This is a genomic window from Streptomyces griseorubiginosus (assembly GCF_036345115.1).
Taxonomy (GTDB): Bacteria; Actinomycetota; Actinomycetes; order Streptomycetales; family Streptomycetaceae; genus Streptomyces; species Streptomyces griseorubiginosus_C.
On sequence record NZ_CP107766.1, the window covers coordinates 5,178,189 to 5,203,908 of the forward strand.

27 protein-coding genes and 1 riboswitch are annotated in these 25,720 nt (G+C 71.0%); of the genes, 17 read left to right on the forward strand and 10 right to left on the reverse strand.

All coding sequences use genetic code 11. The features are described 5' to 3' along the window. Positions 1-35: 35 nt before the first annotated feature. Entirely contained in the window at positions 36-581 is a 546-nt protein-coding gene (locus OHN19_RS23450) for a flavin reductase family protein (RefSeq protein WP_123761577.1), read from the reverse strand. A 324-nt stretch (positions 582-905) separates the two neighbouring features. Between OHN19_RS23450 and cdgB the strand changes: the two genes are divergently transcribed. Beyond that, complete coding sequence (gene cdgB, locus OHN19_RS23455; RefSeq protein ID WP_330266060.1) at positions 906-2,561, forward strand: diguanylate cyclase CdgB; 1,656 nt, start codon at positions 906-908, stop codon at positions 2,559-2,561. 121 nt (positions 2,562-2,682) lie between these two features. Beyond that, positions 2,683-3,624 carry a carbohydrate-binding protein gene (locus tag OHN19_RS23460; RefSeq protein ID WP_330266061.1) on the forward strand — a complete coding sequence of 314 codons (942 nt, stop codon included), beginning with the start codon at positions 2,683-2,685 and terminating at the stop codon, positions 3,622-3,624. Positions 3,625-3,627: 3 nt separating this feature from the next. Here the strand turns inward: OHN19_RS23460 and OHN19_RS23465 are convergent, their stop codons facing one another. The 3 genes from OHN19_RS23465 to OHN19_RS23475 all read right to left on the reverse strand — a co-directional run bounded on the left by OHN19_RS23465 (position 3,628) and on the right by OHN19_RS23475 (position 6,795). Beyond that, positions 3,628-4,557 (reverse strand): 1-phosphofructokinase family hexose kinase, encoded by a 930-nt coding sequence (locus tag OHN19_RS23465; protein WP_330269686.1) that lies wholly within the window; start codon positions 4,555-4,557, stop codon positions 3,628-3,630. An 82-nt stretch (positions 4,558-4,639) separates the two neighbouring features. After that, complete coding sequence (gene nagA / locus OHN19_RS23470) at positions 4,640-5,851, reverse strand: N-acetylglucosamine-6-phosphate deacetylase (protein ID WP_330266062.1); 1,212 nt, start codon at positions 5,849-5,851, stop codon at positions 4,640-4,642. After that, positions 5,851-6,795: an ROK family protein gene (locus tag OHN19_RS23475; protein ID WP_330266063.1), complete on the reverse strand. Its 945-nt coding sequence runs from the start codon at positions 6,793-6,795 to the stop codon at positions 5,851-5,853. Before OHN19_RS23475 ends, nagA begins: the two co-directional genes overlap by 1 nt. A gap of 169 nt (positions 6,796-6,964) precedes the next feature. Here OHN19_RS23475 and OHN19_RS23480 point away from each other — a divergent pair, with 169 nt between their 5' ends. Then, a complete protein-coding gene (locus OHN19_RS23480) occupies positions 6,965-8,173 on the forward strand; it encodes an extracellular solute-binding protein (protein WP_330269687.1) in 1,209 nt (402 codons plus the stop codon). A 35-nt stretch (positions 8,174-8,208) separates the two neighbouring features. After that, on the forward strand, positions 8,209-8,442 hold the full coding sequence (locus OHN19_RS23485; RefSeq protein ID WP_330266064.1) for a DUF3263 domain-containing protein: 234 nt from the start codon (positions 8,209-8,211) through the stop codon (positions 8,440-8,442). Positions 8,443-8,534: 92 nt separating this feature from the next. On the opposite strand, the gene otsB is transcribed toward OHN19_RS23485, so the two are convergent. From otsB to OHN19_RS23500, 3 genes are all read right to left on the reverse strand, one after another. After that, positions 8,535-9,356 carry a trehalose-phosphatase gene (otsB, locus tag OHN19_RS23490; RefSeq protein WP_330266065.1) on the reverse strand — a complete coding sequence of 274 codons (822 nt, stop codon included), beginning with the start codon at positions 9,354-9,356 and terminating at the stop codon, positions 8,535-8,537. Then, on the reverse strand, positions 9,353-10,747 hold the full coding sequence (locus OHN19_RS23495) for a trehalose-6-phosphate synthase (protein WP_330266066.1): 1,395 nt from the start codon (positions 10,745-10,747) through the stop codon (positions 9,353-9,355). Before OHN19_RS23495 ends, otsB begins: the two co-directional genes overlap by 4 nt. A gap of 135 nt (positions 10,748-10,882) precedes the next feature. Further along, a complete protein-coding gene (locus tag OHN19_RS23500) occupies positions 10,883-11,827 on the reverse strand; it encodes a glucosyl-3-phosphoglycerate synthase (protein ID WP_330266067.1) in 945 nt (314 codons plus the stop codon). Between the two features lie 146 nt (positions 11,828-11,973). Then, positions 11,974-12,129, forward strand: a riboswitch (SAM riboswitch). Between the two features lie 17 nt (positions 12,130-12,146). Between OHN19_RS23500 and thrC the strand changes: the two genes are divergently transcribed. The 7 genes from thrC (at position 12,147) to OHN19_RS23535 (ending at position 20,368) form a co-directional block, all read left to right on the forward strand. Beyond that, a complete protein-coding gene (thrC, locus tag OHN19_RS23505; protein WP_330266068.1) occupies positions 12,147-13,427 on the forward strand; it encodes a threonine synthase in 1,281 nt (426 codons plus the stop codon). Beyond that, a complete protein-coding gene (locus OHN19_RS23510) occupies positions 13,424-13,699 on the forward strand; it encodes a MoaD/ThiS family protein (RefSeq protein ID WP_020122860.1) in 276 nt (91 codons plus the stop codon). Before thrC ends, OHN19_RS23510 begins: the two co-directional genes overlap by 4 nt. 443 nt (positions 13,700-14,142) lie before the next feature. Next, the gene (locus OHN19_RS23515) at positions 14,143-14,349 is read left to right on the forward strand and encodes a cold-shock protein (RefSeq protein ID WP_007382895.1); all 207 of its coding nucleotides are present in this window, start codon (positions 14,143-14,145) and stop codon (positions 14,347-14,349) included. A 336-nt stretch (positions 14,350-14,685) separates the two neighbouring features. Further along, on the forward strand, positions 14,686-16,308 hold the full coding sequence (gene groL / locus OHN19_RS23520) for a chaperonin GroEL (RefSeq protein WP_164431322.1): 1,623 nt from the start codon (positions 14,686-14,688) through the stop codon (positions 16,306-16,308). Between the two features lie 364 nt (positions 16,309-16,672). Next, positions 16,673-17,806 (forward strand): NADH:flavin oxidoreductase, encoded by a 1,134-nt coding sequence (locus tag OHN19_RS23525; RefSeq protein WP_330266069.1) that lies wholly within the window; start codon positions 16,673-16,675, stop codon positions 17,804-17,806. 96 nt (positions 17,807-17,902) lie between these two features. Further along, a complete protein-coding gene (locus tag OHN19_RS23530; RefSeq protein ID WP_330266070.1) occupies positions 17,903-18,766 on the forward strand; it encodes a metallophosphoesterase family protein in 864 nt (287 codons plus the stop codon). Positions 18,767-18,841: 75 nt separating this feature from the next. After that, complete coding sequence (locus tag OHN19_RS23535) at positions 18,842-20,368, forward strand: carboxylesterase/lipase family protein (RefSeq protein WP_330266071.1); 1,527 nt, start codon at positions 18,842-18,844, stop codon at positions 20,366-20,368. Between the two features lie 6 nt (positions 20,369-20,374). Here the strand turns inward: OHN19_RS23535 and OHN19_RS23540 are convergent, their stop codons facing one another. Then, on the reverse strand, positions 20,375-20,944 hold the full coding sequence (locus OHN19_RS23540; RefSeq protein ID WP_330266072.1) for a hypothetical protein: 570 nt from the start codon (positions 20,942-20,944) through the stop codon (positions 20,375-20,377). An 84-nt stretch (positions 20,945-21,028) separates the two neighbouring features. On the opposite strand from OHN19_RS23540, the gene OHN19_RS23545 reads away from it, so the two are divergent. The 4 genes from OHN19_RS23545 to OHN19_RS23560 all read left to right on the forward strand — a co-directional run bounded on the left by OHN19_RS23545 (position 21,029) and on the right by OHN19_RS23560 (position 23,124). Continuing rightward, positions 21,029-21,676 carry a class I SAM-dependent methyltransferase gene (locus tag OHN19_RS23545; RefSeq protein WP_330266073.1) on the forward strand — a complete coding sequence of 216 codons (648 nt, stop codon included), beginning with the start codon at positions 21,029-21,031 and terminating at the stop codon, positions 21,674-21,676. A gap of 58 nt (positions 21,677-21,734) precedes the next feature. Beyond that, positions 21,735-21,962 (forward strand): type II toxin-antitoxin system VapB family antitoxin, encoded by a 228-nt coding sequence (locus OHN19_RS23550; RefSeq protein ID WP_330266074.1) that lies wholly within the window; start codon positions 21,735-21,737, stop codon positions 21,960-21,962. Next, complete coding sequence (locus OHN19_RS23555; protein ID WP_330266075.1) at positions 21,959-22,366, forward strand: PIN domain nuclease; 408 nt, start codon at positions 21,959-21,961, stop codon at positions 22,364-22,366. The genes OHN19_RS23550 and OHN19_RS23555 overlap by 4 nt, the downstream gene beginning before the upstream one ends. 119 nt (positions 22,367-22,485) lie before the next feature. Continuing rightward, positions 22,486-23,124, forward strand: coding sequence for a dihydrofolate reductase family protein (locus tag OHN19_RS23560; protein WP_330266076.1), 639 nt, complete (start codon positions 22,486-22,488; stop codon positions 23,122-23,124). 19 nt (positions 23,125-23,143) lie between these two features. Here the strand turns inward: OHN19_RS23560 and murQ are convergent, their stop codons facing one another. Continuing rightward, a complete protein-coding gene (murQ, locus tag OHN19_RS23565) occupies positions 23,144-24,076 on the reverse strand; it encodes an N-acetylmuramic acid 6-phosphate etherase (RefSeq protein WP_330266077.1) in 933 nt (310 codons plus the stop codon). A gap of 50 nt (positions 24,077-24,126) precedes the next feature. Next, positions 24,127-25,014 (reverse strand): MurR/RpiR family transcriptional regulator, encoded by an 888-nt coding sequence (locus tag OHN19_RS23570; protein ID WP_391197839.1) that lies wholly within the window; start codon positions 25,012-25,014, stop codon positions 24,127-24,129. A 55-nt stretch (positions 25,015-25,069) separates the two neighbouring features. Between OHN19_RS23570 and OHN19_RS23575 the strand changes: the two genes are divergently transcribed. Continuing rightward, positions 25,070-25,453, forward strand: coding sequence for a hypothetical protein (locus tag OHN19_RS23575; RefSeq protein ID WP_330266078.1), 384 nt, complete (start codon positions 25,070-25,072; stop codon positions 25,451-25,453). Further along, positions 25,450-25,710, forward strand: a complete 261-nt coding sequence (locus tag OHN19_RS23580; RefSeq protein WP_330266079.1) for a DUF4031 domain-containing protein — start codon at positions 25,450-25,452, stop codon at positions 25,708-25,710. The genes OHN19_RS23575 and OHN19_RS23580 overlap by 4 nt, the downstream gene beginning before the upstream one ends. Positions 25,711-25,720 lie beyond the last annotated feature (10 nt).

Below are 25,720 nucleotides of genomic sequence, written 5' to 3' on the forward strand. Positions count from 1 at the left end.
CTTAAGCCGCGGCGTCGGGCCCCGGCGACGGGAATTCATCCCAACTGCCGGTACCTGCCCCGGAAATAGGCGAGCGGCCCGCCGTCCGCGCTCGGCACGTCCGCCGTCAGGACCCGGCCGATCACCAGGGTGTGGTCGCCGGCCTGGACGCGCTGCTCGGTGCGGCACTCCAGGGTGGCCAGCGCGCCGCCCACGAGTACGGCGCCGGTCGCCGCGCCGCGGACGTACGGGATGTCCTCGAACAGGAGGCGGTCGCTGATGCGGCCCTTCATGGCGAAGCGGCCGGCGATGTGCCGCTGGCTCTCGGACAGGACGGAGACCGCCCAGTGCGGCTGCTCGTCGAGCAGGTCGTCCATCCGGGAGCCGGTACGCAGGCTGACCAGCACCAGAGGCGGGTCGAGGGAGACCGACAGGAAGGCCGTGGCGGTCATGCCGACGTCCTCGCCGCCGGGGCCCTCGGCGTCGAGCGGGGGCTCGAACGCGGTCACCAGGACCACACCCGCGGCCAGCCGGGACATGGCCGCGCGGAACTCGTCGTTGCTCACCCCCACAGCATGCCCGGAGGTGGGCGAGGGGATCATCGGGACGGCGGGGGCGGGAGGGTTCGACACGCCGGAAACGCTAATCTCGGCGGCGCGTGCCGCGCATCGGGCCTCCGCCCGAGACCGGACCTAGGTCTCCTGACGGACCGCCCACCTGCGCCTCCACAATCGCCCAAAGTTTGTGTTCAGTAAGCGCACAGGAAAAACGCAGAAACCCCGCTCAATTGCTCACCTTTCGCTGTGACTTGAGTCACAAGAGGTGCCAATTGTTGACCCTGTGTACCGAGCGGGCAGCGCGCTGTGATTCAGTGGCTGGACAGATGACCCTTGATTCGCTGCGAGGTCTCGGGGGGAGGGCAAGCAATGGAGACCGAGTCGGAGCCCTACGTCCGTCTTGCGTCCCTGCGACAACTGCACCAGGTCATGGCCGACATGAACACGGCCCGTAGCCTGGCCGACACACTGCAGACCGTCGCGAACGGCGTGGTCACCGCACTCGGTTACGAACTGGCGTGCGTCAATCTCGTGCGCCCCGACGGCGACCTCGTGGTCGCCGCCTTCTCCGGGAACCAGGCCGCCGAGGCGCTGATCACCGGCCGGGTGGGCTCCCGCGAGTCCTGGGAACGCCGGCTGAGCATGGGAGAGACCTGGGGCGACCTGGTCTTCATCCCGCACACCGAGGGCTGGGTCCTCGACGACGACGACGTCCCGCAGTGGTACACCGACGGGCCCGCCCCCCGCTTCGAGGACGAGTGGCACCCCTCCGACCGGCTGTTCGCGCCCATGTACACGCCGAGCGTGCCCGGCGGACAGTGCGGCGAGCTGATCGGCGTGCTCTCCGTGGACCGGCCGCGCAACGGCCGCAGGCCCGGCGCATGGGGCCGCGAAGCGCTCCAGATGTACGCCTTCCAGGCCGCCATCGCGATCAGCAACGCGCGTCTACGTGCCAACATGCAGCGAGCACTGGTCAGGCTCGAAAGGGAGCAGCAGGCTCTGCGGGCCAGCGAGGAGAGCTTCCGGCAGGCCTTCGAGTACGCCCCCTCCGGCATGGCCATCGCCGAGATGGGCGGCGACCAGCACGGCCGGATCCTGCGCACCAACGACGCCCTGTGCCGCCTGCTGGGCCGCCCCGCCTCCGCGATGCGCCGCTACTCCTTCTCCGACCTCGTCCACCCCGAGGACATAGGCACCCTGCTGCGCACCTCCGCGGAGGGCGGGCGCGCGGAGCTCCGCCTCGGCCGCCGGGACGGCACGTACATCTGGGTGTCCCTGCGCAACTCGGTGGTCGCCGACGCCGCCGACGGCCCGCGCTTCCTGCTCACCCACGTCGAGGACATCGGGGAACGCAAGCAGCGTGAGATGCAGCTCGCCCACCGCGCCTCCCACGACTCGCTGACCGGTCTGCCGAACTCCGCCGAGCTGCGCGCCCGGCTGTCCTCCCGGCTCTGTCAGCGCCCCACCCACACCGGCGCCCTGGAGCCCATCGACGCGGCCTTCGGCCACCCGGCCTTCGACGCGGGCGGCCACGGCTTCGACTTCCGGCAGGGCGGCGCGGAGGCCTACGACACCTTCGACCACCATGTGCACACCACCGCCCCCCAGGGGGAGCGCGACGACGGCACCAAGGGGCTCGCGGTGCTCTTCTGCGACCTCGACGGCTTCAAGTCCATCAACGACCGGTTCGGGCACAACGCGGGCGACGCGGTCCTCATCGAGGTCGCCCGGCGGCTGTCCCAGTGCGTCCGCGACGGCGACACCGTGGCCCGGCTCGGCGGCGACGAGTTCGTGATCCTCGCCGACGGGCTCGGCAAGGCCGACGCCGCCGACCTCGCCGTACGCCTGCGCAACGAGATCATCCAGCCCATCCGGGCCGAGGGACGGGCCGTGCGGGTCGGTGCGAGCTTCGGTATCGGCTGGGCGCACTGCGGCATGACCGCGGACGAAGTGTTGAAGTCCGCCGACGAGCGGATGTACGTCGAGAAACGATCTCGTCCCAAACAGCACAGACGCGCGGGCTGAGCCCCAGGTCAGCGAGCCGATGCGATCCGAGTCACCCGTTTGGGCCATCAGGAGCGGGTAGGCTCGCCATTCTGACTCCACGTATCGCATCCGATCGCACCTGCTTGAGGAGTACCAAGGGATGACGTCCGGCAACAACGGGGCGAGCACGCCCGAGGACGACGACCCGTTCGGCTACCTCTACGCCGACGGCCAGGCCAACGGGGCCCAACCGCCCTCCGGCGGCTACGGCTACCCGAACTCCGTCAACAGAGTGCGCGCGGTCGGTCAGCGCCAGTACGGCCAGCAGCCGCAGGCTCCCACCGCGCCGACCGCGGCGTACGGCCAGGTCCCGCAGCAGCAGGGCGCCTACGGCCAGCCCAACGCGCACTACGCCGCCCCTGAGACCCTCCCGGGCTCGGCCCCCACCACCCAGCAGCCCATGCCGGGCCACAGCTCGGGCGGCGGCCGCGGCGGCGGCCCCAACACCAAGGGCCTGCTGATCGGCGCGATCGCGGTGGTCGCCGCGGTCGTCATCGGCATCAGCGTGGCCATGCTGGGCGGCGACGACGACAAGAAGAACACGGGCAACGAGGCGGCGACGACGCCGAGCGCTTCGCAGAGCTCGGAGCCGAGCCCCTCGGCGTCCGCGTCGGACGCGGCGGCCGACCTTCCGCAGGCCGACGTCAAGACGATGCGGCTGGAGGGCGGCCCTACCACCGCGTCCGACGTGAAGGGTGCGAAGTCCGACGGGGGCGTGTACGTCCAGGGCTTCAACCAGGTCGGCGCCTCGGTCACCTGGACCGTCAACGGCATCGAGAAGGCCGGCGTCTACCGGGTCTACGTCCGCTACGGCCTCCCCGCCGAGGACGCCAACGCCACGGTGACGGTCAACGGGAAGCCCTCCTCCCGGCCGCTGAACATGAAGAACTTCGGTGGGCTGCCCGCGAACCAGTGGCAGGAGACCTGGGCCCAGGTCTCCCTGACCAAGGGCACCAACACGATCCAGCTCTCCTGCCAGCAGGGCAACCAGTGCAACGCCCTGCTCGACCAGTTCCGGGTGACGGAGAACGTGGACCAGTAGGCGTCACGCCGCGCTGATCTCCCCCGTCACCGTCACCCGCTCCAGCAGGTCCGCGTAGGCCGCGCGGTCGAACTCGCCTGCCACCGGAGCCAGTACGGTCGCCCCCGCCAGGGCGACCGCCCTCGACAGGCGGTCCGGCCACGGGAGTTGCTCCACCAGGCCGGACAGCAGGCCCGCTGCCGCCGAGTCGCCCGCGCCGGTCGGGTTGCCGTGGAGGTGGGTCGGTGGGGTGGCTCGCCAGCGGCCCTCGGGGGTCGTCGCGAGCAGGCCGTCCCCGCCCAGGGATGCCACGACCGCCCGCGCTCCCCGGCGCCGCGCGTCCTGGGTCGCCCGGAGCGGGTCGTGGGAGCCCGTCAGTTCGGCCAGTTCGTCGGCGTTCGGCTTGAGGATGTCCGGGCGGGCGGCGACCCCGCGGCGCAGTGCCTCGCCGCTGGTGTCCAGGAGGACCGGCACCCCGGCCGCCTTCGCCGTGCGGATCAGGCCCGCGTACGCGCCCACCGGCACCCCCGGCGGCAGGCTCCCGCACAGGGCCACCGCCGAGACCGACGGAACGAGATCCTCGTACGCCTCCTGGAAGGCGGACCACTCCGCCGGCGTCACCGTGGGACCCGGTTCGTTGAGCTGCGTGGTGTCGCCGGACCGCTCGTCCACGACCGCGACCGTACGCCGGGTCGCACCGGTGACCGGGACCAGCGCGTCCACCAACCCCGGCACGGCGGTGAGCCGGTCCTGGACGGCACGGCCGGTCGCGCCGCCCGTGAAGCCGGTGACCGTCACCTCGTGGCCGAGCGCGGCCAGTACCCGGGCCACGTTCAGCCCCTTGCCGCCCGGGCGTTCGACGACCTCCGTGACCCGGTGGCTGGTGTGCGGCCGCAGCGACCGTACGCGATAGGTGATGTCGAGAGCGGTGTTCAGCGTGACCGTGAGGATCACCCGGGCCGACCTCCCCCGAAGACGGACGGACATGTGCCCGGCCAGTCTCCCAGGACGATCCCCGGGTCAACAGCGGGACACATCACCCCAGTTGGGGATCGACCACCCATTCACCCCGGCGCATGACGCCCTTGAGGTCGAATTGATGGTCGAGAAGGACCAGGTCGGCGTCCTTGCCGGGCTCCAGGGAGCCGATGCGGTCGGCCATCCCCAGCAGCCGGGCCGGGTTGGCGGAGATCGCGGCGACCACGTCCTCGACGGGCAGCCCGTCCACGGTCACCGCCCGCTTGAACGCGCGGTCCAGGGTGAGCGTCGATCCGGCGATCGAGCCGCCCTCCACGAGCCGGGCCACACCCTCGCTGACCTCCACCTCCAGCGGGCCGAGCATGTACCGGCCGTCGCCGAACCCGGCCGCGTCCATCGCGTCCGTGATGAACGCCACCCGTGCCGACCGCGCGTGGTGGAACGCCAGTTGCAGCGCGGCCGGGTGCAGATGCGTGCCGTCGTTGATCAGCTCGACCGTGATGCGCTCGTCCTCCAGCAGGGCGGCGATCGGGCCCGGCTCGCGGTGGCCCAGGGGCGGCATCGCGTTGAAGAGGTGCGTGGCCACGGTCGCGCCCGCGTCGATGGCCTCCACGGTCTGCTCGTAGCTCGCGTCGGTGTGGCCGATCGCCGCGATGACGCCGTGCTCGGCGAGCAGCCGTACGGAGTCGAGGCCGCCGGGGAGTTCGGTGGCCAGCGTGACCATCCGGGCCTGTCCGCGCGCCGCGTCGATCAGCTTGCGGACCTCCGCGGGGTCGGGGTCGCGCAACAGCGCCTCGGAGTGCGCGCCCTTGCGGCACGGCGAGATGAAGGGGCCCTCGAAGTGGATGCCGGCGATGTCGCCCTGCTCGGCGAGCTCGGACAGGAGACCGGCGCGCTGGGCGAGGAAGTCCATGTCGCCGGTGACGGTGGAGGCGACGAGGGTGGTGGTGCCATGGGTCAGGTGGGTGCGGATGCCCTGGAGGATGTCCTCGGGGGTGCCCGAGGTGAAGGAGGCTCCGCCGCCGCCGTGGTTGTGCAGGTCGACGAAGCCGGGGACGAGCCAATGGCCGGTTACGTCTATGACCTGGGCGTTCTCTGGGACGGTGCCGGTGATTCGGGTGCCCTCGATGACGACTTGGCCGTCTTTGACCGTTCCTGTGGGCAGGACAACGGTTGCTCCGGACAGGACGAGGGGCGCCCTTCCGGTTGCGGGGTGCGGGTCGTGTGTGGTTGATCGCGCAGTTCCCCGCGCCCCTGGGTGGGCTGCCATCAGCGCGTTCCCTCCGTACCGTCCGTCGTGTCCAGGAGATCCCAGGCCAGTAGCCCGGCACCGAGGCATCCCGCCGTGTCGCCCAGAGCCGCGGGGACGATCGTCGGGGGCTTCTGGAAGGTGATCCGGCTGCGGACCGCTTCCCTCAGCGGTGTGAACAAGGTTTCCCCCGCCTCCGCCAGGCCGCCACCGATGATCAGGGTGCGGGGGTCCAGGAGGGTGAGGGCGGTGGTCAGGCCGTCGGCCAGGGTGTCCACGGCGTGCTGCCAGACCTCCCGGGCCTTCGGGTCCTCGGCGTCCACGGCGCGCGCGCAGTCCGCAGCATCCGCCTCCGGGTTCCCGGTGACCGCGGCCCAGGCCTCGCTGACCGCGGCCGCGGAGGCGTAGCGCTCCAGGCAGCCCCGCTGGCCGCAGGGGCAGGGGATGCCTCCGGGCCGTACGACGATGTGGCCGATCTCGCCCGCGAAGCCGTGCGCGCCCGCCTCCACCCGGCCGGCGATGCCGATCGCGCCCGCGATGCCGGTGCCCAGGGCGACGAAGAGGAAGCGGTCGGTGCCCTGGCCGGCTCCGATCCGGCCCTCGGCGAGACCGCCGGTGCGGACGTCGTGGCCGAGGGCGACCGGGGCGCCGCCGAGGCGGTCGGTGAGCAGCGCGCGCAGCGGGACGTCCCGCCAGCCGAGGTTGGCGGAGTAGGCGGCGACGCCGTGCTCCTCGTCGACGATGCCGGGGACGGCGACGCCGGCCGCGAGTGCGGGGGCCCCGAACCGCTCGGTGCCGTAGGCACGCAGCTCGGCGGCGAAGTCGAGGATGCCGTCGACGACCGCGTCCGGTCCGCGCTCGCGTCCGGTCGCGCGGCGGGCCTGGTGCAGGAGCTCGCCGCCCGCGCCGACCAAGGCCGCCTTCATCCCGGTGCCGCCCACGTCGAGGGCGATGACATGTCTCACGGGGGACAGTGTGACCCTTGGACCCGCGAGAGGTCTAGTCCACTTACGTGGTGTAGACCTTAGGGCGGAGATATGTATGACTTTTCGAAAGTTTTCGAACGTAGGTTTGGGGCGGTTGTCGGTGCGGCGGCGTAGGACGGGAACGATCGCGGCGGTGTCCGCACTGGGGATGACGGCGGTGCTGGGAGGCTGCGGGCTCGGCGGCGGATCGGACGAGGTGACGCTGAAACTGGTCGCCGCCGACTACGGCGACAGCTCGGCCAACAGCTCCCGGAAGTACTGGGACAAGCTCGTCAAGGAGTACGAGGCCAAGCACTCCGGCGTGAAGATCGACGTCAGCGTGTACTCCTGGACCGACGTCGACCGCGAGGTCAAGGAGCTCGTGGACGCCGGGAAGGCGCCCGACATGGCGCAGATCGGCGCCTACGCCGACTACGCGGACAAGGGCCTGCTCTACAAGGCCGACGACCTGATCGGCATCCGCGAACAGGCCGACTTCGTCGCCCAGCTCGGTGCCGCCGGGCGGATCAACGGGATGCAGTACGGGATGCCGTTCGCCGCGTCCACCCGGCTCCTCTTCTACAACAAGACCCTCTTCGCCGACGCCGGGCTCACCCCGCCCAAGACGTGGCAGCAGCTCGCCGCCGACGCCGAGGCGCTCAAGGCGGACGGGGTGAAGTACCCGTACGCGCTGCCGCTCGGCCCGGAGGAGGCGCAGGCCGAGACCATGCAGTGGCTGCTGAGCGGGGGCGGCGGCTACATCGACTCCGTCGGCACGTACGGCATCGACTCCGACGAGAACGTCGCGACGCTGACCTGGCTCAAGGACGACCTCGTCGACAAGGGGCTGACCGGGCCCGTCGCGCCGGAGAACCTCAACCGGGCCGCCGCGTTCTCGGCGTTCGCCGCGGGGGACGTCGGCATGCTCAACGGGCATCCCTCGCTGATGAAGACCGCCGCCGCGAAGGGGGTGAAGTTCGGGATGGTGCCCATGCCGGGAGCCGACGGGCCCACCAAGAACTCCATGGGCGTCGCCGACTGGATGATGGCCTTCAAGAAGAACGGCCACGCCGAGCAGGTGGGGGACTTCCTCGACTTCGTGTACAGCGAGAAGAACGTGCTCGCCTTCTCCCGGGAGTACGACCTGCTGCCGGTGACCAACTCCGCCTCCACGGCGATGAGCCGGGCCTCCCGGGACGCCGACCTCAAGCCCTTCCTCGACGCGCTGCCCGCCTCCGAACTGCCGCCGGTGGGCAAGACGTCCTGGGCGACGGTCAGCGCGGCCGTGAAGAAGCGGATCGGGTCGGCGGTGAGTCCCGGCGGGAGCCCCGACGCGGTGCTGCGGGAGCTCCAGCTGACCGCCCAGAACGCGGAGTAGCCGCGCTGTCGGTGGCGGGCGTTACGGTTTTCGGCATGGAGCATCCGGAGCTGGACCGCAGGGAGCGGGACGTCCTCGCCCTGGAGCGCCGCGGCTTCTCCGGCCCCGGCGCGAAGGAGCGCGCGATACGCGAGGAGCTGGGCCTGGCGCCGGTGCGCTACTACCAGCTCCTCAACGCCCTGCTGGACGACGAACGCGCCCTGGCCTTCGACCCGGTGACGGTGAACCGGCTGCGGAGGGTGCGGGAGGCTCGGCGGTCCGAGCGGTAGCCTCCGGCGGCCGGACGGGTCTCGATGGGCCGGGGCCGCGGACGGGCACCGGGGTGAGAGTCGGTGCGCCGGCCGTCCGGTGGTGGGACGGGTCAGCCGAGTCGGTCCGCCAGGTCGCGCAGCAACCCCACCACGCCCTCCGGGCCGTCCACCACCAGGTCCGCTCGTTTGCGCAGTTCCGTGACCTCGTCGCTGCCGCTGCACACCAGGAGGCCGGGGGTGCCGGTGGTGCGGAGGTCTTCGACGGCGGAGAAGGCCGGGAGGTCGCCGAGGTCGTCGCCGCCGTAGAGGACGGAGGTGGCGGACAGCTCGCGGACGTGGGTCAGCAGGGCCACGCCCTTGTCCATGCCCGGTGGCCGCAGCTCCAGGACCAGCCGGCCGGGCTCCACGATCAGGCCGTGCCGGACGGCCAGGTCGGTGAGCGGGGTGCGCAGGGCGTCGAAGGCGGCCTGCGGGTCGGGGGCCCGGCGGGTGTGGACGGCCACCGCCCGGCCGCCCTTCTCCTCGATCCAGGCGCCGGTGCCGTCGAGGAGGGCGGGCAGTTCGGCACGGACCGCCGCCACCCCCGGGTGCGGTTCCGGTGCCGTGACCTCACCCGTGGCCGCGTCCCAGCGCTCCGCGCCGTAGTGGCCGAGGACCGTGAGGTGCTCCAGACCGGCGACGCCCGCGAAGCCGCCGTAGCGCACCGCGACCTCGGCCGGGCGGCCCGTGACCACCGCCACGGACGCCACCTTCGGGGCGAGGGCGGCGAGGACCTGGACGGCCTCGGGGTGCGCTCGCGCCCGCTCCGGATCCGCCACGATCGGCGCGAGCGTCCCGTCGAAGTCCAGCCCGATCACGGCGCCGCGCGGGTGCGAGAGGAGCGCCTGGAGACCGTCCCGGCCGGCGGGGGTGCTGGGCGTCGGAAGGCTCATGCGTCCAGCGCCTTCAGCGCGTTCAACTGGTCCAGGAACCACTGGGCCGGAGGCAGCGCGGTGGCCGCCGCGGCCAGCCGCTTCGCGCCTTCGGCGCGGTCGTGGGCCGGCAGGGTCAGGGCCTCGTGCAGAGCCGCCGCCGTCTGCTCCACGTCGTACGGATTGACCGTGATCGCGTCCTCGCCCAGCTCCTCGTGCGCCCCAGCCTCCCGCGACAGCACCAGTGCGCACCCCTCGTCGGAGACCACCGGCACCTCCTTCGCGACCAGGTTCATGCCGTCCCGGATCGGGTTGACCAGGGCCACGTCGGCCAGCCGGTACGCGGCGAGCGAGCGCGCGAAGTCGTCCTTGACGTGCAGGACGACCGGCGTCCAGCCCGGGGTGCCGAACTGTTCGTTGATCTCGTCCGCGACCCGCTGCACCTCGGCGGTGTAGTCCCGGTACACCGCGAGGTCCTGCCGGGACGGGTACGCGAACGCCACGTGCACGACCCGCTCCCGCCACTCGGGCCGCGACTCCAGCAGCCGCCGGTAGGCCAGCAGCCCGCGCACGATGTTCTTCGACAGCTCGGTGCGGTCCACCCGCACGATCGTCTTCCGGCCCGCGCCGATCTCCTCGCGCAGACCGACGATGCGTTCCTCGACATCGGCCGCGTGCGACCGCTCCCGCAGGAAGTCCGCGTCCGCACCCAGCCCGTGCACCCCGACCTGCGTGTCCCCGAGCCCGTCCACGACCGCCGCGCAGCAGGCCGTGAACGCGTCCGCCCACCGGCGGGTGAGGAAACCGAGCCGGTCGGCGCCGAGCATGCCCCGCAGCAGCTGCTCCGCGATGTCGTCCGGCAGCATCCGGAAGTAGTCCACCGGCGCCCACGGCGTGTGCGAGAAGTGGCTGATCCGCAGGTCGGGGCGGAGCTCGCGGAGCATGCCCGGCACCAGGCACAGGTGGTAGTCCTGCACCAGGACCGCCGCCCCCTCGGCCGCCTCCTCCGCCAGCGCCTCCGCGAAGGCGCGGTTGTACGTCTCGTACGACGCCCACTGGCGCCGGAACTCCGCGTCGAAGACCGGCTCCAGCGGGGTCTGGTAGAGCAGGTGGTGGACGAACCAGAGCACCGAGTTGGCGATGCCGTTGTACGCGTCCGCGTGCACGTCGGCCGGGATCGCGAGCATCCGCACGCCGTCCTCGCCGACGCCCTGCCGGACGGCCTCGCGGTCGCCGTCGGAGAGGGCCGAGCAGACCCACAGGGCGCCGGCGTCGGGGCCGATGGCCGAGAGGCCGGAGACGAGGCCGCCGCCGCCGCGCTTCGCTGTGAGCTCGCCGTTCTCCTGGGCCTCGTACGAGACGGGGCCTCTGTTGGATGCGACCAGTACGTGGGCGGTGTGCGAGGGAGCCATGCCTCGACATCTAGCCCGGGGTGCAACCGCTCAAACGTTCCCGTCTCGTCTTCGGCTGCGAGGTGGTGGGGGCTGGTCGCGCCCGCGCGGCGGAGCCGCATATCGATACAGCCCCGCGCCCCTATGGGGCGCGTTCTACGCAACCCTCCTCTTCGCGTACTCCGCGATCTCCACCATCGGCGGGCGTTCCTCCGTGTCCACCGAGTACGTCCGTGGCTCGAAGCCGTTCTCGCCCCGTTCGAACTGGGTCAGGGACGGGCGGATCAGGTGGCCGCGGGCCAGTCTGAGCTGGGCCGTGCGGTAGATCGCCGCCGACATGCGGCCCAGGGCCTGGCCGTCCTGGTGGCGGTGTTTGCGGACGCCTACGTCGACCTGGGCGAGGGCGTCCAGGCCCACCAGGTGCAGCGCGTCGACCAGCATGCCCAGCTCGACGCCGTACCCGACGGGGAACGGGAGCTGTTCGAGGAGGCTGCGGCGGGCCGCGTACTCGCCGCCCAGCGGCTGGACGAACCCGGCCAGCTGCGGCCAGTGCATGTTCAGCAGCGGGCGCGCCATCAGCTCGGTGACCCGGCCGCCCTGGCCCGCGGCGCCGCCCAGGGGACGGTCGTACATGCCCTTGACCAGGTCGACCCCGGGATCGGTGAGCAGCGGGCCGACGATGCCGGAGACGAAGTCCGAGGAGAACTCCTTCAGGTCGGCGTCGATGAAACAGACGATGTCCCCGCGGGTGACCAGCAGGGAGCGCCACAGCACCTCGCCCTTGCCGGGCACGGCCGGCAGGTGGGGGAGTATCTCGTCGCGGTGCACGACGGTGGCGCCGGCCGCGGCCGCGACCTCGGAGGTGCGGTCGGTGGAGCCGGAGTCGACGACGACGATCTCGTCGACCAGGGGCACCTGCTGCATGAGGTCGTGACGGATGACCGCGACGATGTCACCGACGGTCTCCTCCTCGTTCAGCGCGGGCAGCACGACACTGACCGTCTGCCCGCTGCGCTGCTTGGCGGCCATGATCTGGTGGAGCGGGCGATCGGTCACCGACCAGGAGCGGGTGCTCAGCCAGCGCTCGACTTCTTCCAGCACGTAGGCGGCTCCTTCGTGTGTGGTCCGTGTGATCCGTCTCGCGGTTCGGACGGACTATCTCAACTGTCCTGGTTGTCGGTTACAGTCTTGAACAACGCGGGTGACCATCGCATGTCCTGGACGGCCCGCCGACCACAACTTCATACCGCTCATCCAGAGGGGCAGAGGGATACGGCCCGATGAAGCCCCGGCAACCCTCCAGTCGGTTCTCGTAGATCACTGTTGATCGTTCCGCGAGGCTCCCGGCTAGGGAAGGTGCCAAATCCGTCTCACGGCGAAACGCGTCGTGAGGAAGATGAGGAGAAAGGGCCTCGCCTCCATGGCTGCGCAGACTGTTGCAAGCACCACGAACTCCGTCGACCTGGGTCCCGCCGCGGCACTGAGCTGCCGCGAGTGCGGCCACCGCGTCCCGCTCGGCCCGGTCTTCGCCTGCGAGGAGTGTTTCGGCCCGCTCGAGATCGCGTACGACTTCTCGGCCTACGAAACCGAGGAACTCCGTAAGAAGATCGAGGCGGGACCTTCCAACATCTGGCGCTACGCCCCGCTGCTGCCCGTCCCCGCGGACGTGGCGGACAAGCCCAACATCAACCCCGGCTGGACCCAGCTCGTCAAGGCCGACAACCTCGCCCGCGAGCTCGGCGTCACCGGCGGACTGTATGTGAAGGACGACTCCGGCAACCCGACGCACTCCTTCAAGGACCGTGTCGTCGCGCAGGCCCTGGAGGCGGCGCGCGCGTTCGGCTTCACCACCCTGTCCTGCTCCTCGACCGGCAACCTCGCCGGCGCGGTCGGTGCCGCCGCCGCCCGCGCCGGCTTCCGCTCGTGCGTGTTCATCCCGCACGACCTGGAGCAGGGCAAGGTCGTCATGGCCGCGATCTACGGCGGCGAGCTCGTCGGCATCGAGGGCAACTACGACGACGTGAACCGCTTCTGCTCCGAGCTGATCGGCGACCCGGCCGGCGAGGGCTGGGGCTTCGTCAACGTCAACCTGCGGCCCTACTACGCCGAGGGCTCCAAGACGCTGGCGTACGAGATCTGCGAGCAGCTCGGCTGGCAGCTCCCGGACCAGCTGGTCGTGCCGATCGCCTCCGGCTCGCAGCTCACGAAGATCGACAAGGGGCTCCAGGAGCTGATCAAGCTCGGGCTCGTCGAGGACAAGCCGTACAAGATCTTCGGCGCGCAGGCGGAGGGGTGCTCCCCGGTGTCCGTCGCCTACAAGGCGGGGCACGACGTCGTTCGGCCGCAGAAGCCGAACACCATCGCCAAGTCGCTGGCGATCGGGAACCCGGCGGACGGGCCGTATGTGCTGGACATCGCCCGGCGTACGGGGGGTGCGGTGGAGGACGTCAACGACGAGCAGGTCGTGGACGCGATCAAGCTGCTGGCGCGCACGGAGGGCATCTTCGCGGAGACCGCCGGTGGCGTGACCGTGGGTGTGACCCGCAAGCTGATCGAGAACGGTGTCCTCGACCCGACGAAGACCACGGTGGTGCTGAACACCGGCGACGGTCTCAAGACCCTGGACGCGGTGGCCGGTACCGGGCTCACCGCCACGATCCGTCCGAACCTCGACTCTTTCCGAGAGGCTGGCCTCGCATGAGCGTCAACGTCCGCATCCCCACCATCCTGCGCACCTACACCGGCGGTCAGGCCGAGGTGCAGGCCGAGGGTGGGACCCTCGCCGAGGTCATCGCCGATCTGGAGAAGAACCACACCGGTATCGCGGCCCGTGTTCTCGACGACCAGGGCAAGCTGCGGCGGTTCGTCAATGTGTACGTGAATGACGACGACGTGCGCTTCGAGCAGGGGCTGGAGACGGCGACGCCCGACGGGGCCGGAGTCTCGATCATCCCGGCGGTCGCCGGCGGGTGACCGTATGACTGGTCATTACCTTCGGTAACAGTAATTACCGAGTGTTCAACTGATTGCCCCCTCCGTGAGAGAAGCGGAGGGGGCAATTCTCTATGGTTGAGCGCGGTACAGTTGGGGAACCAGCGGCATTCTCCTTGCCGCACGCATATGAGTTCTCGCTCCACATGCGATGAGAAGTAGCCAAAGTGTGTGCGTCTTATGTGCCTTATGCGCCCTTTATGGGGCCCGACTTGCCCCGAATTCGGGCGAATTCTCACTACATTCCGGACCCCTTCCGTCCAGAATTCTCGTCCGATTGACCTGTTGCAGACGGCAGTTGGACAGATACATTCAGCCGCGGTCGACGCGTTCCGGCGCACGCCCCCAACCATGTGGGGGGTGAGGTCTGACCCGGATCCGCGAAGTGCGGATCCGTGCAAGGGCCAGTAATAGGGGAGTTAGGCATGGCTCAGGGCACCGTCAAGTGGTTCAACGCGGAGAAGGGGTACGGCTTCATCGCGGTCGACGGTGGTGCGGATGTATTCGTCCACTACAGCGCGATCCAGATGGACGGTTACCGCACCCTTGAAGAGGGCCAGCGGGTCGAGTTCGAGATCTCGCAGGGTCAGAAGGGGCCGCAGGCGGACATGGTCCGTCTCGCGACTGGCTGAAGCACGCGCCGGGTAACAACAGCGTCGTTCTTCTTTTCTTCGACGAAGGGCTCGTACCCCATGGGGAGTCATGGGTACGGGCCCTTCGGCATGTCCCGGGGGCGCGCCGGGGGCCGCGCCGTGCCCTGGCCAGTACCCGAGAGGCGCTTGCACTCGCAGGGGTCGAGTGCTAATCATTGGCGTTAGCACTCTGAAGGTGAGAGTGACAACGAAGGACCGGGTCGGTGAGGCCCGCAGGCCGGGTGGGGAAGGAACCCACGAGGTGTGCGAGCCGTCCGTCGCGGGCGCGGGCGCGGTCCGAAGGAATCACCCCCAGTCCTGGAGGGACCACTTCACATGGCCAAGATCATCGCGTTCGACGAGGAGGCGCGGCGCGGCCTCGAGCGCGGCATGAACCAGCTCGCGGACGCCGTCAAGGTGACGCTCGGCCCCAAGGGCCGCAACGTCGTCCTCGAGAAGAAGTGGGGCGCCCCCACGATCACCAACGATGGTGTCTCCATCGCCAAGGAGATCGAGCTCGAGGACCCGTACGAGAAGATCGGCGCCGAGCTGGTCAAGGAAGTCGCCAAGAAGACGGACGACGTCGCCGGCGACGGTACGACCACCGCGACCGTGCTCGCCCAGGCCCTGGTCAAGGAAGGCCTGCGCAACGTAGCCGCCGGCGCCAACCCCATGGCCCTCAAGCGCGGTATCGAGAAGGCCGTCGAGGCCGTCTCCGCCGCCCTGCTCGAGCAGGCCAAGGATGTCGAGACCAAGGAGCAGATCGCCTCCACGGCCTCCATCTCCGCCGCCGACACCCAGATCGGCGAGCTCATCGCCGAGGCGATGGACAAGGTCGGCAAGGAAGGCGTCATCACCGTCGAGGAGTCCCAGACCTTCGGTCTGGAGCTGGAGCTCACCGAGGGTATGCGCTTCGACAAGGGCTACATCTCGGCGTACTTCGCCACCGACATGGAGCGGATGGAGGCGTCGCTCGACGACCCCTACATCCTCATCGCCAACTCCAAGATCGGCTCCGTCAAGGACCTGCTCCCGCTCCTGGAGAAGGTCATGCAGTCGGGCAAGCCGCTGCTGATCATCGCCGAGGACGTCGAGGGCGAGGCCCTGTCGACCCTGGTCGTCAACAAGATCCGTGGCACCTTCAAGTCCGTCGCCGTCAAGGCCCCGGGCTTCGGTGACCGCCGCAAGGCCATGCTCGGCGACATCGCCATCCTCACGGGCGGCGAGGTCATCTCCGAGGAGGTCGGCCTCAAGCTGGAGAACGCGACCCTGGACCTCCTGGGCCGCGCCCGCAAGGTCGTCATCACCAAGGACGAGACCACCATCGTCGACGGTGCCGGTTCCTCGGACCAGGTCAACGGCCGCGTGAACCAGATCCGCGCCGAGATCGAGAACAGCGACTCGGACTACGACCGCGAGAAGCTCCAGGAGCGCCTGGCCAAGCTCGCCGGCGGCGTCGCCGTCATCAAGGCCGGTGCCGCGACCGAGGTCGAGCTCAAGGAGCGCAAGCACCGCATCGAGGACGCCGTGCGCAACGCCAAGGCGGCCGTCGAGGAGGGCATCGTCGCCGGTGGTGGCGTGGCCCTGCTCCAGGCCTCCGGTGTCTTCGAGAAGCTGGAGCTGGAGGGTGACGAGGCGACCGGCGCTGCCGCCGTCAAGCTCGCCCTGGAGGCCCCGCTGAAGCAGATCGCCGTCAACGCCGGCCTCGAGGGCGGTGTCGTGGTGGAGAAGGTGCGCAACCTGACCCCGGGCCACGGCCTGAACGCCGCGACCGGCGAGTACGTCGACCTGGTCAAGGAAGGCATCATCGACCCGGCGAAGGTCACGCGTTCCGCTCTGCAGAACGCCGCCTCCATCGCCGCGCTCTTCCTCACCACCGAGGCCGTCATCGCCGACAAGCCGGAGAAGGCCGCCGCGCCCGCCGGTGGCGGCATGCCGGGCGGTGACATGGACTTCTGATCGACTCCGGGCCGTGAGGCCTGACGGTTGATCAACGTCCTTGCCGGGGGCGGCCCTTCCTGGGAACAGGGGGTGGCCGCCCCCGGTCTTTTCTTGCGCTATAGTTGATCACGAGCCGCCCGACGTGAACTCCCGTCGGTCGACTACGCGTTGGTGGTCCAAGGAAAGACGCCCCGCTTCCTGCGGGGAAATGCAGGTGCAAGGCCTGCCCGGCGCTCCGCGAGAAGCCCGTCCCACGAGATGTGGGGCGGGCTTCTGTCATGTGTGGGCGGGGTCACGGACCGAGGGGAAATGCGGCGCCGCCCGTGACTGTTGATGTTGGGGACTTGTCTATGCGTATGCACATACCGAGGAGTACCCCCACGTGACCGCCCCCGCTGCCACCCCGGCCGCCTCCCGCGCCGCCGAGATCCTCTCCCGCCCGGCCCACATCAACGGCCTGACCGTCCCGAACCGCATCGCGATGGCGCCCATGACCCGTGCGTTCTCCCCGGGCGGCGTCCCGGGCGAGGACGTGGCGTCGTACTACGCGCGCCGCGCGGCCGCCGGAGTCGGCCTGATCGTCACCGAGGGCACCTACGTCGGCCACGAGTCGGCCGGGCAGAGCGACCGCATCCCGCGGTTCCACGGCGAGGAGCAGCTGGCCGGCTGGGCGAAGGTCGCCGAGCAGGTGCACGCGGCGGGCGGCACCATCGTCCCGCAGCTGTGGCACATCGGCATGGTGCGTGAGCAGGGCCAGCCGCCCTACGCCGACGCCCCCGCCGTCGGCCCCTCGGGCCTGCGGATCGGCGCCGACGAGCCCACCGGCAAGGCGATGACCCAGCGCGACCTCGACGACGTCATCGGCGCGTTCGCGCAGGCCGCGGCCGCCGCGGAGCGCATCGGCTTCGACGGTGTCGAGCTGCACGGCGCCCACGGCTACCTCCTCGACCAGTTCCTGTGGGCGGGCACCAACCGGCGGGGCGACTCCTACGGCGGTGACCCGGTCGCCCGTACGAAGTTCGCGGCGGAGATCGTGGCGGCCGTACGGGAGACGGTGTCGGCCGAGTTTCCGATCATCTTCCGGTACTCGCAGTGGAAGCAGGAGGCGTACCAGGCGCGGCTCGCCGAGACGCCGGAGGAGCTGGAGGCGATCCTCACGCCGCTGGCCGCCGCCGGTGTGGACGCCTTCCACGCCTCCACCCGCCGCTACTGGCTGCCGGAGTTCGACGGGTCCGACCTCAACCTGGCCGGCTGGACGAAGAAGCTGACCGGGAAGACGACGATCACGGTCGGCTCGGTCGGGCTCGACGGGGACTTCATCCGCGGGTTCATGGGCGAGGGGTCGCCGGTCAAGGGGATCGAGGACCTGCTCGACGCGCTGGAGCGCGAGGAGTACGACATGGTCGCCGTCGGGCGGGCGCTCCTTCAGGACCCGCAGTGGGCGGCGAAGGTGCTCGCGGGGCGCTTCGACGAGCTCCAGCCGTACGACGCGGCGGCGCTGAAGTCGCTGAGCTGACGGATTCCGGTTCACCGTGGGTCGGTGGAGGGCGGCCTTTTCCGGGGCCGTCCTCCCCGCTGACGTGGTCCCCGACTGCCGCTACCGTGGCGTGACATGCGGATCGTGCAGCTCTCGGACACCCATGTGGAGCGCACCGACGTTCCCAACAGGAACGGCGTCAACGCCACCGACTCACTGCGGCTGATGCTCGCCGAGCTGCGGCACCTGCGGGACGTCGACGCGATCGTCGTCACCGGGGACATCGCCAACGCGGGGGACGTCGAGGCGTACGCGGCGGTGCGGGAGCTCGTCGGGGAGTTCGCCAGGCCCCTGGCGGCCCCCGTCTTCTACACCACCGGCAACCACGACGAGCGCGAGGCCTTCGGCAAGGTGCTGGGCAGCGGGCATGCCGAGCCCGAGGCGGTGCTGGAGACCGACGCGGCGGAGCGGGCCGCGGTGAGCACGGTCGGCGGCTACCGGTTCGTCACCCTCGACTCGCTCGTGCCGGGCAAGGTGTACGGCCGGATCGGCGCGGCCCAACTGGACTGGTTGCGCCAGGTGTTGCGCACCCCGGCCGAGTACGGCACGGTCCTCGCCTTCCATCACCCGCCGATCAGCCTCGGCCTGTCCGTCACCCAGCCGGTCTTCGGACTGCTCGACGCCGAGGAGCTGGCGGCGGCGATCCGGGGGAGTGACGTACGGGTCGTCCTGACCGGGCACTACCACCTCCAGCTCTTCGGGATGCTGGGGTCGGTGCCGGTGTGGGTGACGCCGGGGGTGGTCAACCGGATCGACCTGACGACGCCCTACGGCACCGAGCGCGCGGTGCGGGGCGCCTCCGCCTCGCTGGTCGAGCTGGGCGGGCCGGCGAGCCCGATGTTCCACACCTTCCACGCGCGGGACCCGCGGGCGCACGAGACGGTGTACCAGCTGGACGAGGAGCGCACCCGGGCGGTCGTGGAGGAGCACGGACCCTGACCGACTTGGTTGACTCACGCAAGAGGTGTGGGCTGAAGTGAGGTGAAGCAGCCCCGACCCGTGAGGAGTTCGACGATGACGTCAGCCGAGGATCTCGAGGTACGTACGGCGGCCGGTGCCGTGCGCGGGCGGGCCGAGGACGGACTGGCAGTCTTCCGGGGCATCCCGTTCGCCGAACCGCCGGTCGGCGAGGCCCGGTTCCAGGCGCCGCGGCCGGTGCGGAACTGGGAGGGGGTCCGGGAGGCGTACGCGTTCGGGCCGCCGCCCCCGCAGGAGTCGGGCTTCCAGGGCCGTACGGCCGTACTGGACGCACCCACAGGGGACGAGTGGCTGACCGTCAACGTCTGGACGCCCGGCACGGACCCGGCGGCCCGCCGCCCGGTGATGGTGTGGATCTACGGCGGCGCCTACAAGCTGGGTCACGCGGGCAGCCCCGGTTACGACGCCCAGCACCTCGCCCGCGCCGGTGACGTGGTCGTCGTCACCCTCAACTACCGCGTGGGCGTGGAGGGGTTCGCCCTGCTGGAGGGGGCGCCCGCGAACCGGGGGCTGCTGGACCAGGTCGCCGCACTGGAGTGGGTGCGGGACAACATCGCGGCGTTCGGCGGGGATCCGCGCCAGGTCACGGTGTTCGGGGAGTCGGCGGGGGCGGGGTCGGTGGCGTCCCTGCTGGCGATGCCGAGCGCGCGGGGGCTGTTCGGGCGGGCGATCGCGCAGAGCGTGCCCGGCACGTACTTCTCCGCCGAGCTCGCCCGGGACATCGCGGCGGAGATCGGCAAGGAGGCCGGGACCGCGCCGACGGCCGCGGCGCTGTCGGAGGTGGGTCCGCTCGAACTCCCGGCGGCCGGTGAGCGGTTGAGCCTGCGGATGCGGGAGTACGACGACCGGTGGGGGCAGGTCGCCCCCACCGTCACCCCCTTCTCCCCGGTCGTCGACGGCGAGGTGCTGCCGTGCACGCCGTGGGAGGCGCTGGCGGCGGGCGCGGGGCGGGACGTGGAGCTGCTCGTCGGGCACAACCGGGACGAGTACCGGCTCTTCCTCGCCATGGCCGAGCGGCTCGGCAAGATCACCGAGGAGCAGGCGGCCGCGGCGCTGCGGATGTTCGCACCGGGCCCGGACGGGGAGCGCGCCTACCGGGCGGCCTTCCCGGACGCCTCGCCGACCGAGCTCTACGAACGCGTCCAGACGGACTGGCTGTTCAACATGCCGTCCCAGCGGCTGGCGGAGGCGCAGGTGGCGGGAGGCGGCCGGGCCCACGTCTACGAACTGACCTGGCCCGCACCGGCGTTGGGCGGCGCACTGGGCGCGTGCCACGGGCTGGACATCCCGCTGCTGTTCGGGACGTACGAGGCCGACCTCGGCGGCCTCCTCTTCATGGGGGCCGGGGTACCGCCCGAGGCGAAGGCACTGACCGCCCGCTTCCAGTCGGCGTGGACGGCGTTCGCGCGCGGCGGGGACCCGGGCTGGCCGGCGTACGAGGCGTCGAGCGGTCGGCTGACGCAGGTCCTGGACGTGGAGCCGGAGGTACGGCCCTACCCGGAGGAGGTCTCGCGGCGGCTGTGGGAGGCGTACGACTTCGCCGCGCTCCCGCTGCTCAAGTAGCCGGGGCTAGAGGTTGCCGAGCGGCTCGATGTCCACCTTCACCGGGGTGCCCCACACGCGCAGCACCTCGTAGTCGGTGAACTCGTGGACGAGCCGGTACGCCATCGCCGCGCGCGGCCCCCGGCGCTGCGCGGCGAGGTAGAGCTCCGCCTCCTGGCGGTCCCGCCTCGGCGTCCCGCACAGCTGCCACTCCTGGCCGGTCCACTGCTCCGGCAGCCAGCGCTGCTGGGGCTGGGGCCGGTCCTCGCGCACCCCGTACCGGGAGGGCGTGGGACCGGCGGTCCGCGGGCGGGCGTAGGGGCCGTTGATCTCGGCGCGCCGGGCCGCCCGGCGCCGGGTCTCGCACAGCAGGCACAGGTCGGGGGCGTTCTCGTCGACCGGGCCGTTGGGGTGCTCGGCGCAGCGGGTGGTGGGGGCGGCGGCGGTGACGCTGTCCTCCAGGAGGTCCAGGGCCCGCTTGAGATCGGCCTTCACCTCGTGCAGCTTGGCGTCCGGGGTGTCCGCGGTGAGCGCGTCTCCCTCCTCGCCGAGAAGACGCAGGGCACGGCCTAGGGCGGTGAGCTGGGCGTGGTTCATGGTGCCAGTCTGCGCACTCTTCGAGGATTTCGGTATCCAGCGAGACCCCGGCGGGCTCACCGCGTGCCCTGCTGAAATGAGCCCATGCCCCTCCTGGACGCCCTCGCCCGTCTGAACGACGCCTACCCCTGGTCGCACAACGCCCACTACCACCCGTGGATCATGCGGCAGCTGCCACCGCGCTTCGGCCGTGCCCTCGACGTCGGCTGCGGTTCCGGGGATCTCGTCCGGCTGCTGGCCACCCGCGCGCATGAGGTGCACGGCATCGACAGCGACGAGCGGATCATCGGCGCGGCAAGGGAGTCGACCGCGGCGGGCCTCCCCGTCACCTACGCCGTCGCGGACGGGACGTCGTACGACCGAGGCGGTCCCTACGACGTCATCACCTGCGTCGCCGTCCTCCACCACCTGCCCCTGGCCGAGACGCTCGCCCACTTCCGGCGGCAGCTCGCCCCCGGAGGGACCCTGGTGGTGGTCGGCTGTGCGCGGGAGGACACCCGGGTGCAGCAGCTGCTCGGACTGGTCTCGGTCCCGCTCAACCCGCTGTTCGGCTGGGTCAGGAACCGGGGCCGCAGGGCCGCGGCACCTCCTCTCGCGATGACCGCCGTGACCCGGCAACCGGACATCCCGTACACCGAGCTGGTCCGGGAGGTCCGCCGGGTGCTCCCGGGGGCCCGGCTCAGGCGCGGTCTCTTCTGGCGCTACACCCTTGTCTGGAATGTGGCTCGGTAGAGATATATATTCGATCAGATACATTGATACACTGGCTGTTGTATACGGAGGTGGGCTCATGAGCAGAACCGTGATCGATCTCGACGACGACGCGTTGGAAGCCGCGGCGAAGGAGCTGGGCACTTCCACGAAGCGGGACACCATCAACACCGCCCTGCGTGAGATCGTTGCCCGCAACCGCCGCTTGCGTGCCCTGCACGAGCTGCAGGATCTCGCGGATGAGGGCGCCCTCGACATCGAGTTCCTCCTGGACAAGCACACCTACCGGGGTGGTTCCGGCCGGTGAGCGTTGCCGACTACCTCATCGATACGTCGGCCCTGGCTCGCGTTCTGCTGCGGCAGGCAACCGAGACGTGGGAACAGAGGATGGCCGCCGGTCTGATCGCGCTGTGCGACCTCACCGAACTGGAAGTCCTCTACTCCGCACGTTCCGCGAAGGACCGCGAGGCCGTCCAGGCGCGACTGGACCAGTTCACCTGGTGCCCCATGCCCGACGGCATCTACCGGCGCGCCCGCGTCGTCCAGCGCGAGCTCACCACCAAGGGCGAGCAGCGCAGCGCCGGAGCCGTCGACCTCCTCGTGGCCGCGGCCGCGGAGGAAGCAGGACTCGTGCTGCTGCACCACGACCCTGACTTCGAGACCATCGCCCGCACCACCGGGCAGCCGGTCCGCATGATCGACCTCAAGTAGCAGCTCAGCGCAGGGCTGACGTCGAGCTGCATAAAAAGTGCGCCCGGATGTCGATTCCGTCAGGGTCTGAACGACGCACAGGTGAGAGGACGGACGACCCCTTACGAGAGGCGGCGATCATGCCCAAGGTTCGTGTGCACAACGTGACGGTCTCGCTGGACGGCTTCATGGCCGGGCCCAACCAGCGGCTGGACGCCCCCTTCGGGGACGGTGTCGGCTGGGGGGACGAGCTGCACAGCTGGTTCATCGGCGCTACGGAGGACCTCGCCGCCGGGAAGGGCGGCACCGATGTCGACTACTTCGTCCGCGGTGACGAGAACATCGGCGCCACGATCATGGGGCGGAACATGTTCGGGCCCCAGCGCGGGCCCTGGGAGGACGAGTCCTGGCAGGGCTGGTGGGGCGACAACCCGCCGTACCACCACGACGTCTTCGTCCACACCCACCACCCGCGCCCGGCCCTGGAGATGGCCGGCGGGACCACCTTCCACTTCACCGACGAACCGCCGGAGACGGTCCTCGCCCGCGCCTTCGAGGCCGCGGACGGCAAGGACGTCCGGATCGGCGGGGGCGCGGCGACCATCCGGCAGTACCTGCGCGCCGGGCTCATCGACGAGCTCCACCTGGTGATCGCGCCGATGCTCGTCGGGCGCGGGGAGCGGCTGCTCGACAACCTGGGCGACGGGATCGACGGCTACCGGGTCGCCGAGCTGGTCGGCTCGTCGAAGGTCACCCACGCCGTGCTGGTCCGCCGGTGACTCCGGGTGCGCCGGTGAGTCAGAGGGCCGCCGCCAGCGCCGCCCGCAGATGACCGCCCGACTCCTGGAGCAGCCGGGCCGCCGTGGGGCCGTCGACCCCGGCCAGGATCGTCAGGATCGCGTGCTTCACCTCGCCGTCCGTGGCGGCCAGCGCGCGCTCGACCTCCTCGTTGCCGGCGCCGGTGGCCAGGGCGACGATACGGCGGGAGCGGGCGCGCAGCTTGTCGTTGGAGGCGCGCACGTCGACCATCAGGTTCCCGTAGGTCTTGCCGAGGCGGATCATCGTGATCGTCGACAGCATGTTGAGGACCAGCTTCTGCGCGGTGCCCGCCTTGAGGCGGGTCGAGCCGGTGAGCAGTTCGGGGCCCACGACCACCTCGATGCCGTGGTCGGCGGCCGCCGCGAGCGCGCTGTCCGCGTTGCAGGACAGGCCGACCGTCAACGCCCCGTGTGCGCGGGCGTGTTCCACCGCGCCCACGGCATAAGGGGTACGACCGGACGCCGACACCCCGACCACCGTGTCCAGGGGCGTCACCGCGAGCCCGTCCAGGTCGGCCCGCGCCAGCTCCGCCGAGTCCTCGGCCCCCTCGATGGACGTGACCAGCGCTTCCGGGCCGCCGGCGATCAGGCCCACGACCCGCGCCGGGTCCGTGTTGAAGGTCGGGGGGCACTCGGAGGCGTCCAGCACGCCCAGGCGACCGGCGGTCCCGGCACCGGCGTAGACCAGCCGGCCGCCCCGGGCCATGCGCTCGGCGATCGCGTCGATGGCGGCGGCGATCCGCGGCAGCTGCGCGGACACCGCCGTCGGCACGGAGGCGTCCTCGCCGTTCATCAGCCGGGCGAGGTCGAGGGTCGGCAGCCGATCGATGTCGGCGAGCTCGGGCCGGAAGGCCTCGGTGGTCAGCGACTCCAACTGGGCTTGCAGATCACGGGGGTTGGAGGTGGAGGTCATGGTGGAACGGCTCTTTCCTCTGACGGGCGTCTGCCGGAGAACTGAGGTGTCTACCGCCGGTGCCGATGCGCCAGCGCCTCGTAGGACGCGGCCAGCGCGGGCGCCGCCGTCTCATAGGTCCGCTGCGCCACCCCCACGAACAGACAGTCCACCACCAGCAGCTGACTCGTCCGGGACGACATCGCGGCCGGCCGCAGCTCGCTCTCCCGGGCCGTGGACGTGGTCAGCACATGGTCGGCGTACTGCGCCACCGTCCCGCCCGGCCGCCCGGTGATGGCGATGGTCGTGGCGCCGTGCTCGAAGGCGACCCGCAACGGCTCGATGACGTCGCCGGTCCCCCCGGAGTGCGTGATGGCGATCGCGACGTCCCCCGCGCGCAGCTGCACCGCGTTCGTCACGGCGAGATGCGGATCACTGTGCGCCTGCGCTATCAGCCCTATCCGCAGCAGCTTCTGCGCGAGGTCCTGCGCGACGAGACCCGAGGCCCCCACCCCGTACACGTCGATCCGCCGGGCCGAGGCCGTCGCGGCGACCGCCGCCCCCAGCTGCACCGTGTCCAGTCCGGCCGCGGTGTCCGCGAGGGTCTGCTGCTCGTCGTAGGCGAGCTTGGCGACGACGTCCGCGATCGGGTCGTCCACCGCGATGTCCGTGGTGATCGCGGGTGCCCGCCCGGACTGCTGCTGGGCGGCGAGGCCGGCGAGGGCGAGCCGCAGGTCGCGGTAGCCGGGGTAGCCGAGGAGCCGGGCCGTGCGTACGACGGTCGCCTCGCTCGTCCCGGTCCGTTCCGCGAGGCCGGTGACGGTGAGCGCGGCGCAGCCCGCGGGGTCGTTCGCCACCGCCTCGGCGACCCGCTGCATGGAACGGGTCATGGACGGACCCAGCGTGCGCACCTTCGCGGCGAGCGCGCTGCCGAAAATTTCCTTCACTTCCTGGGGCACACCTGAAAGATATTTTCGGCTCCGGCCCGTGGTCAAGAGCCCGCACAATGGGTGCATGGAGTCCATCGGTCCACTTGAGCAGACCCTGCACACCGCCCGCGCGCTCGTCCTCGCCGACCTGGCCGCGAGCGAGGTCGCCGCGGCGGACGTGGTGTCGATGGTCGAGGACTCCGTCGTCCAGCGGCGCTGGTGGGTGGAACAGTGGCCCGAGGGCGCGGACTTCGTGGCGGGCCTGGTCGCCCAGGACGTCCAGGACGCGCTCCTGGAGCGCTACGGCCGCTGGCCCCTGTGCCCGGTCTGCGGCTCCGGTGACCCGCACGCCCTGGAGGTCGAACCGGAACTCGGCGCCGACCCGCACTGGGTGTGCCACAAGGCGGGCGTGAAGGTCGCGGCGATCGGCTCGCTCGGCACCGCGATGGGCGGGAGCCGCTCCTCGTGACCGTCTACATCGACCCACCGACCTGGCCGGGGCACGGCCGCCTGTGGTCCCACCTGGTCAGCGACACCTCCTTCGAGGAACTCCATGCGTTCGCCGAGCAGTTGGGCGTCCCGAGGCGCGCCTTCGAACGCGACCACTACGACATCCCGTCGCACCGGTACGCCGACGTGGTGGCGGCCGGTGCGGTCGAGGTCAGCAGCAGGGACGTGGTGCGGCTGCTCAACGGGGCGGGGTTGCGGCGGCCGAAGGGGCGTTAGGCGGGTCGGC

Bases quoted from the DNA above. Each gene is read 5' to 3' on its own strand.
- OHN19_RS23450 (WP_123761577.1), bottom strand. From the start codon at position 581: ATGATCCCCTCGCCCACCTCCGGGCATGCTGTGGGGGTGAGCAACGAC.
- cdgB (WP_330266060.1), top strand. From the start codon at position 906: ATGGAGACCGAGTCGGAGCCCTACGTCCGTCTTGCGTCCCTGCGACAA.
- OHN19_RS23460 (WP_330266061.1), top strand. From the start codon at position 2,683: ATGACGTCCGGCAACAACGGGGCGAGCACGCCCGAGGACGACGACCCG.
- nagA (WP_330266062.1), bottom strand. From the start codon at position 5,851: ATGGCAGCCCACCCAGGGGCGCGGGGAACTGCGCGATCAACCACACAC.
- OHN19_RS23480 (WP_330269687.1), top strand. From the start codon at position 6,965: ATGACGGCGGTGCTGGGAGGCTGCGGGCTCGGCGGCGGATCGGACGAG.
- OHN19_RS23485 (WP_330266064.1), top strand. From the start codon at position 8,209: ATGGAGCATCCGGAGCTGGACCGCAGGGAGCGGGACGTCCTCGCCCTG.
- otsB (WP_330266065.1), bottom strand. From the start codon at position 9,356: ATGAGCCTTCCGACGCCCAGCACCCCCGCCGGCCGGGACGGTCTCCAG.
- OHN19_RS23495 (WP_330266066.1), bottom strand. From the start codon at position 10,747: ATGGCTCCCTCGCACACCGCCCACGTACTGGTCGCATCCAACAGAGGC.
- thrC (WP_330266068.1), top strand. From the start codon at position 12,147: ATGGCTGCGCAGACTGTTGCAAGCACCACGAACTCCGTCGACCTGGGT.
- OHN19_RS23510 (WP_020122860.1), top strand. From the start codon at position 13,424: ATGAGCGTCAACGTCCGCATCCCCACCATCCTGCGCACCTACACCGGC.
- OHN19_RS23515 (WP_007382895.1), top strand. From the start codon at position 14,143: ATGGCTCAGGGCACCGTCAAGTGGTTCAACGCGGAGAAGGGGTACGGC.
- groL (WP_164431322.1), top strand. From the start codon at position 14,686: ATGGCCAAGATCATCGCGTTCGACGAGGAGGCGCGGCGCGGCCTCGAG.
- OHN19_RS23530 (WP_330266070.1), top strand. From the start codon at position 17,903: ATGCGGATCGTGCAGCTCTCGGACACCCATGTGGAGCGCACCGACGTT.
- OHN19_RS23535 (WP_330266071.1), top strand. From the start codon at position 18,842: ATGACGTCAGCCGAGGATCTCGAGGTACGTACGGCGGCCGGTGCCGTG.
- OHN19_RS23540 (WP_330266072.1), bottom strand. From the start codon at position 20,944: ATGAACCACGCCCAGCTCACCGCCCTAGGCCGTGCCCTGCGTCTTCTC.
- OHN19_RS23545 (WP_330266073.1), top strand. From the start codon at position 21,029: ATGCCCCTCCTGGACGCCCTCGCCCGTCTGAACGACGCCTACCCCTGG.
- OHN19_RS23550 (WP_330266074.1), top strand. From the start codon at position 21,735: ATGAGCAGAACCGTGATCGATCTCGACGACGACGCGTTGGAAGCCGCG.
- OHN19_RS23560 (WP_330266076.1), top strand. From the start codon at position 22,486: ATGCCCAAGGTTCGTGTGCACAACGTGACGGTCTCGCTGGACGGCTTC.
- murQ (WP_330266077.1), bottom strand. From the start codon at position 24,076: ATGACCTCCACCTCCAACCCCCGTGATCTGCAAGCCCAGTTGGAGTCG.
- OHN19_RS23575 (WP_330266078.1), top strand. From the start codon at position 25,070: ATGGAGTCCATCGGTCCACTTGAGCAGACCCTGCACACCGCCCGCGCG.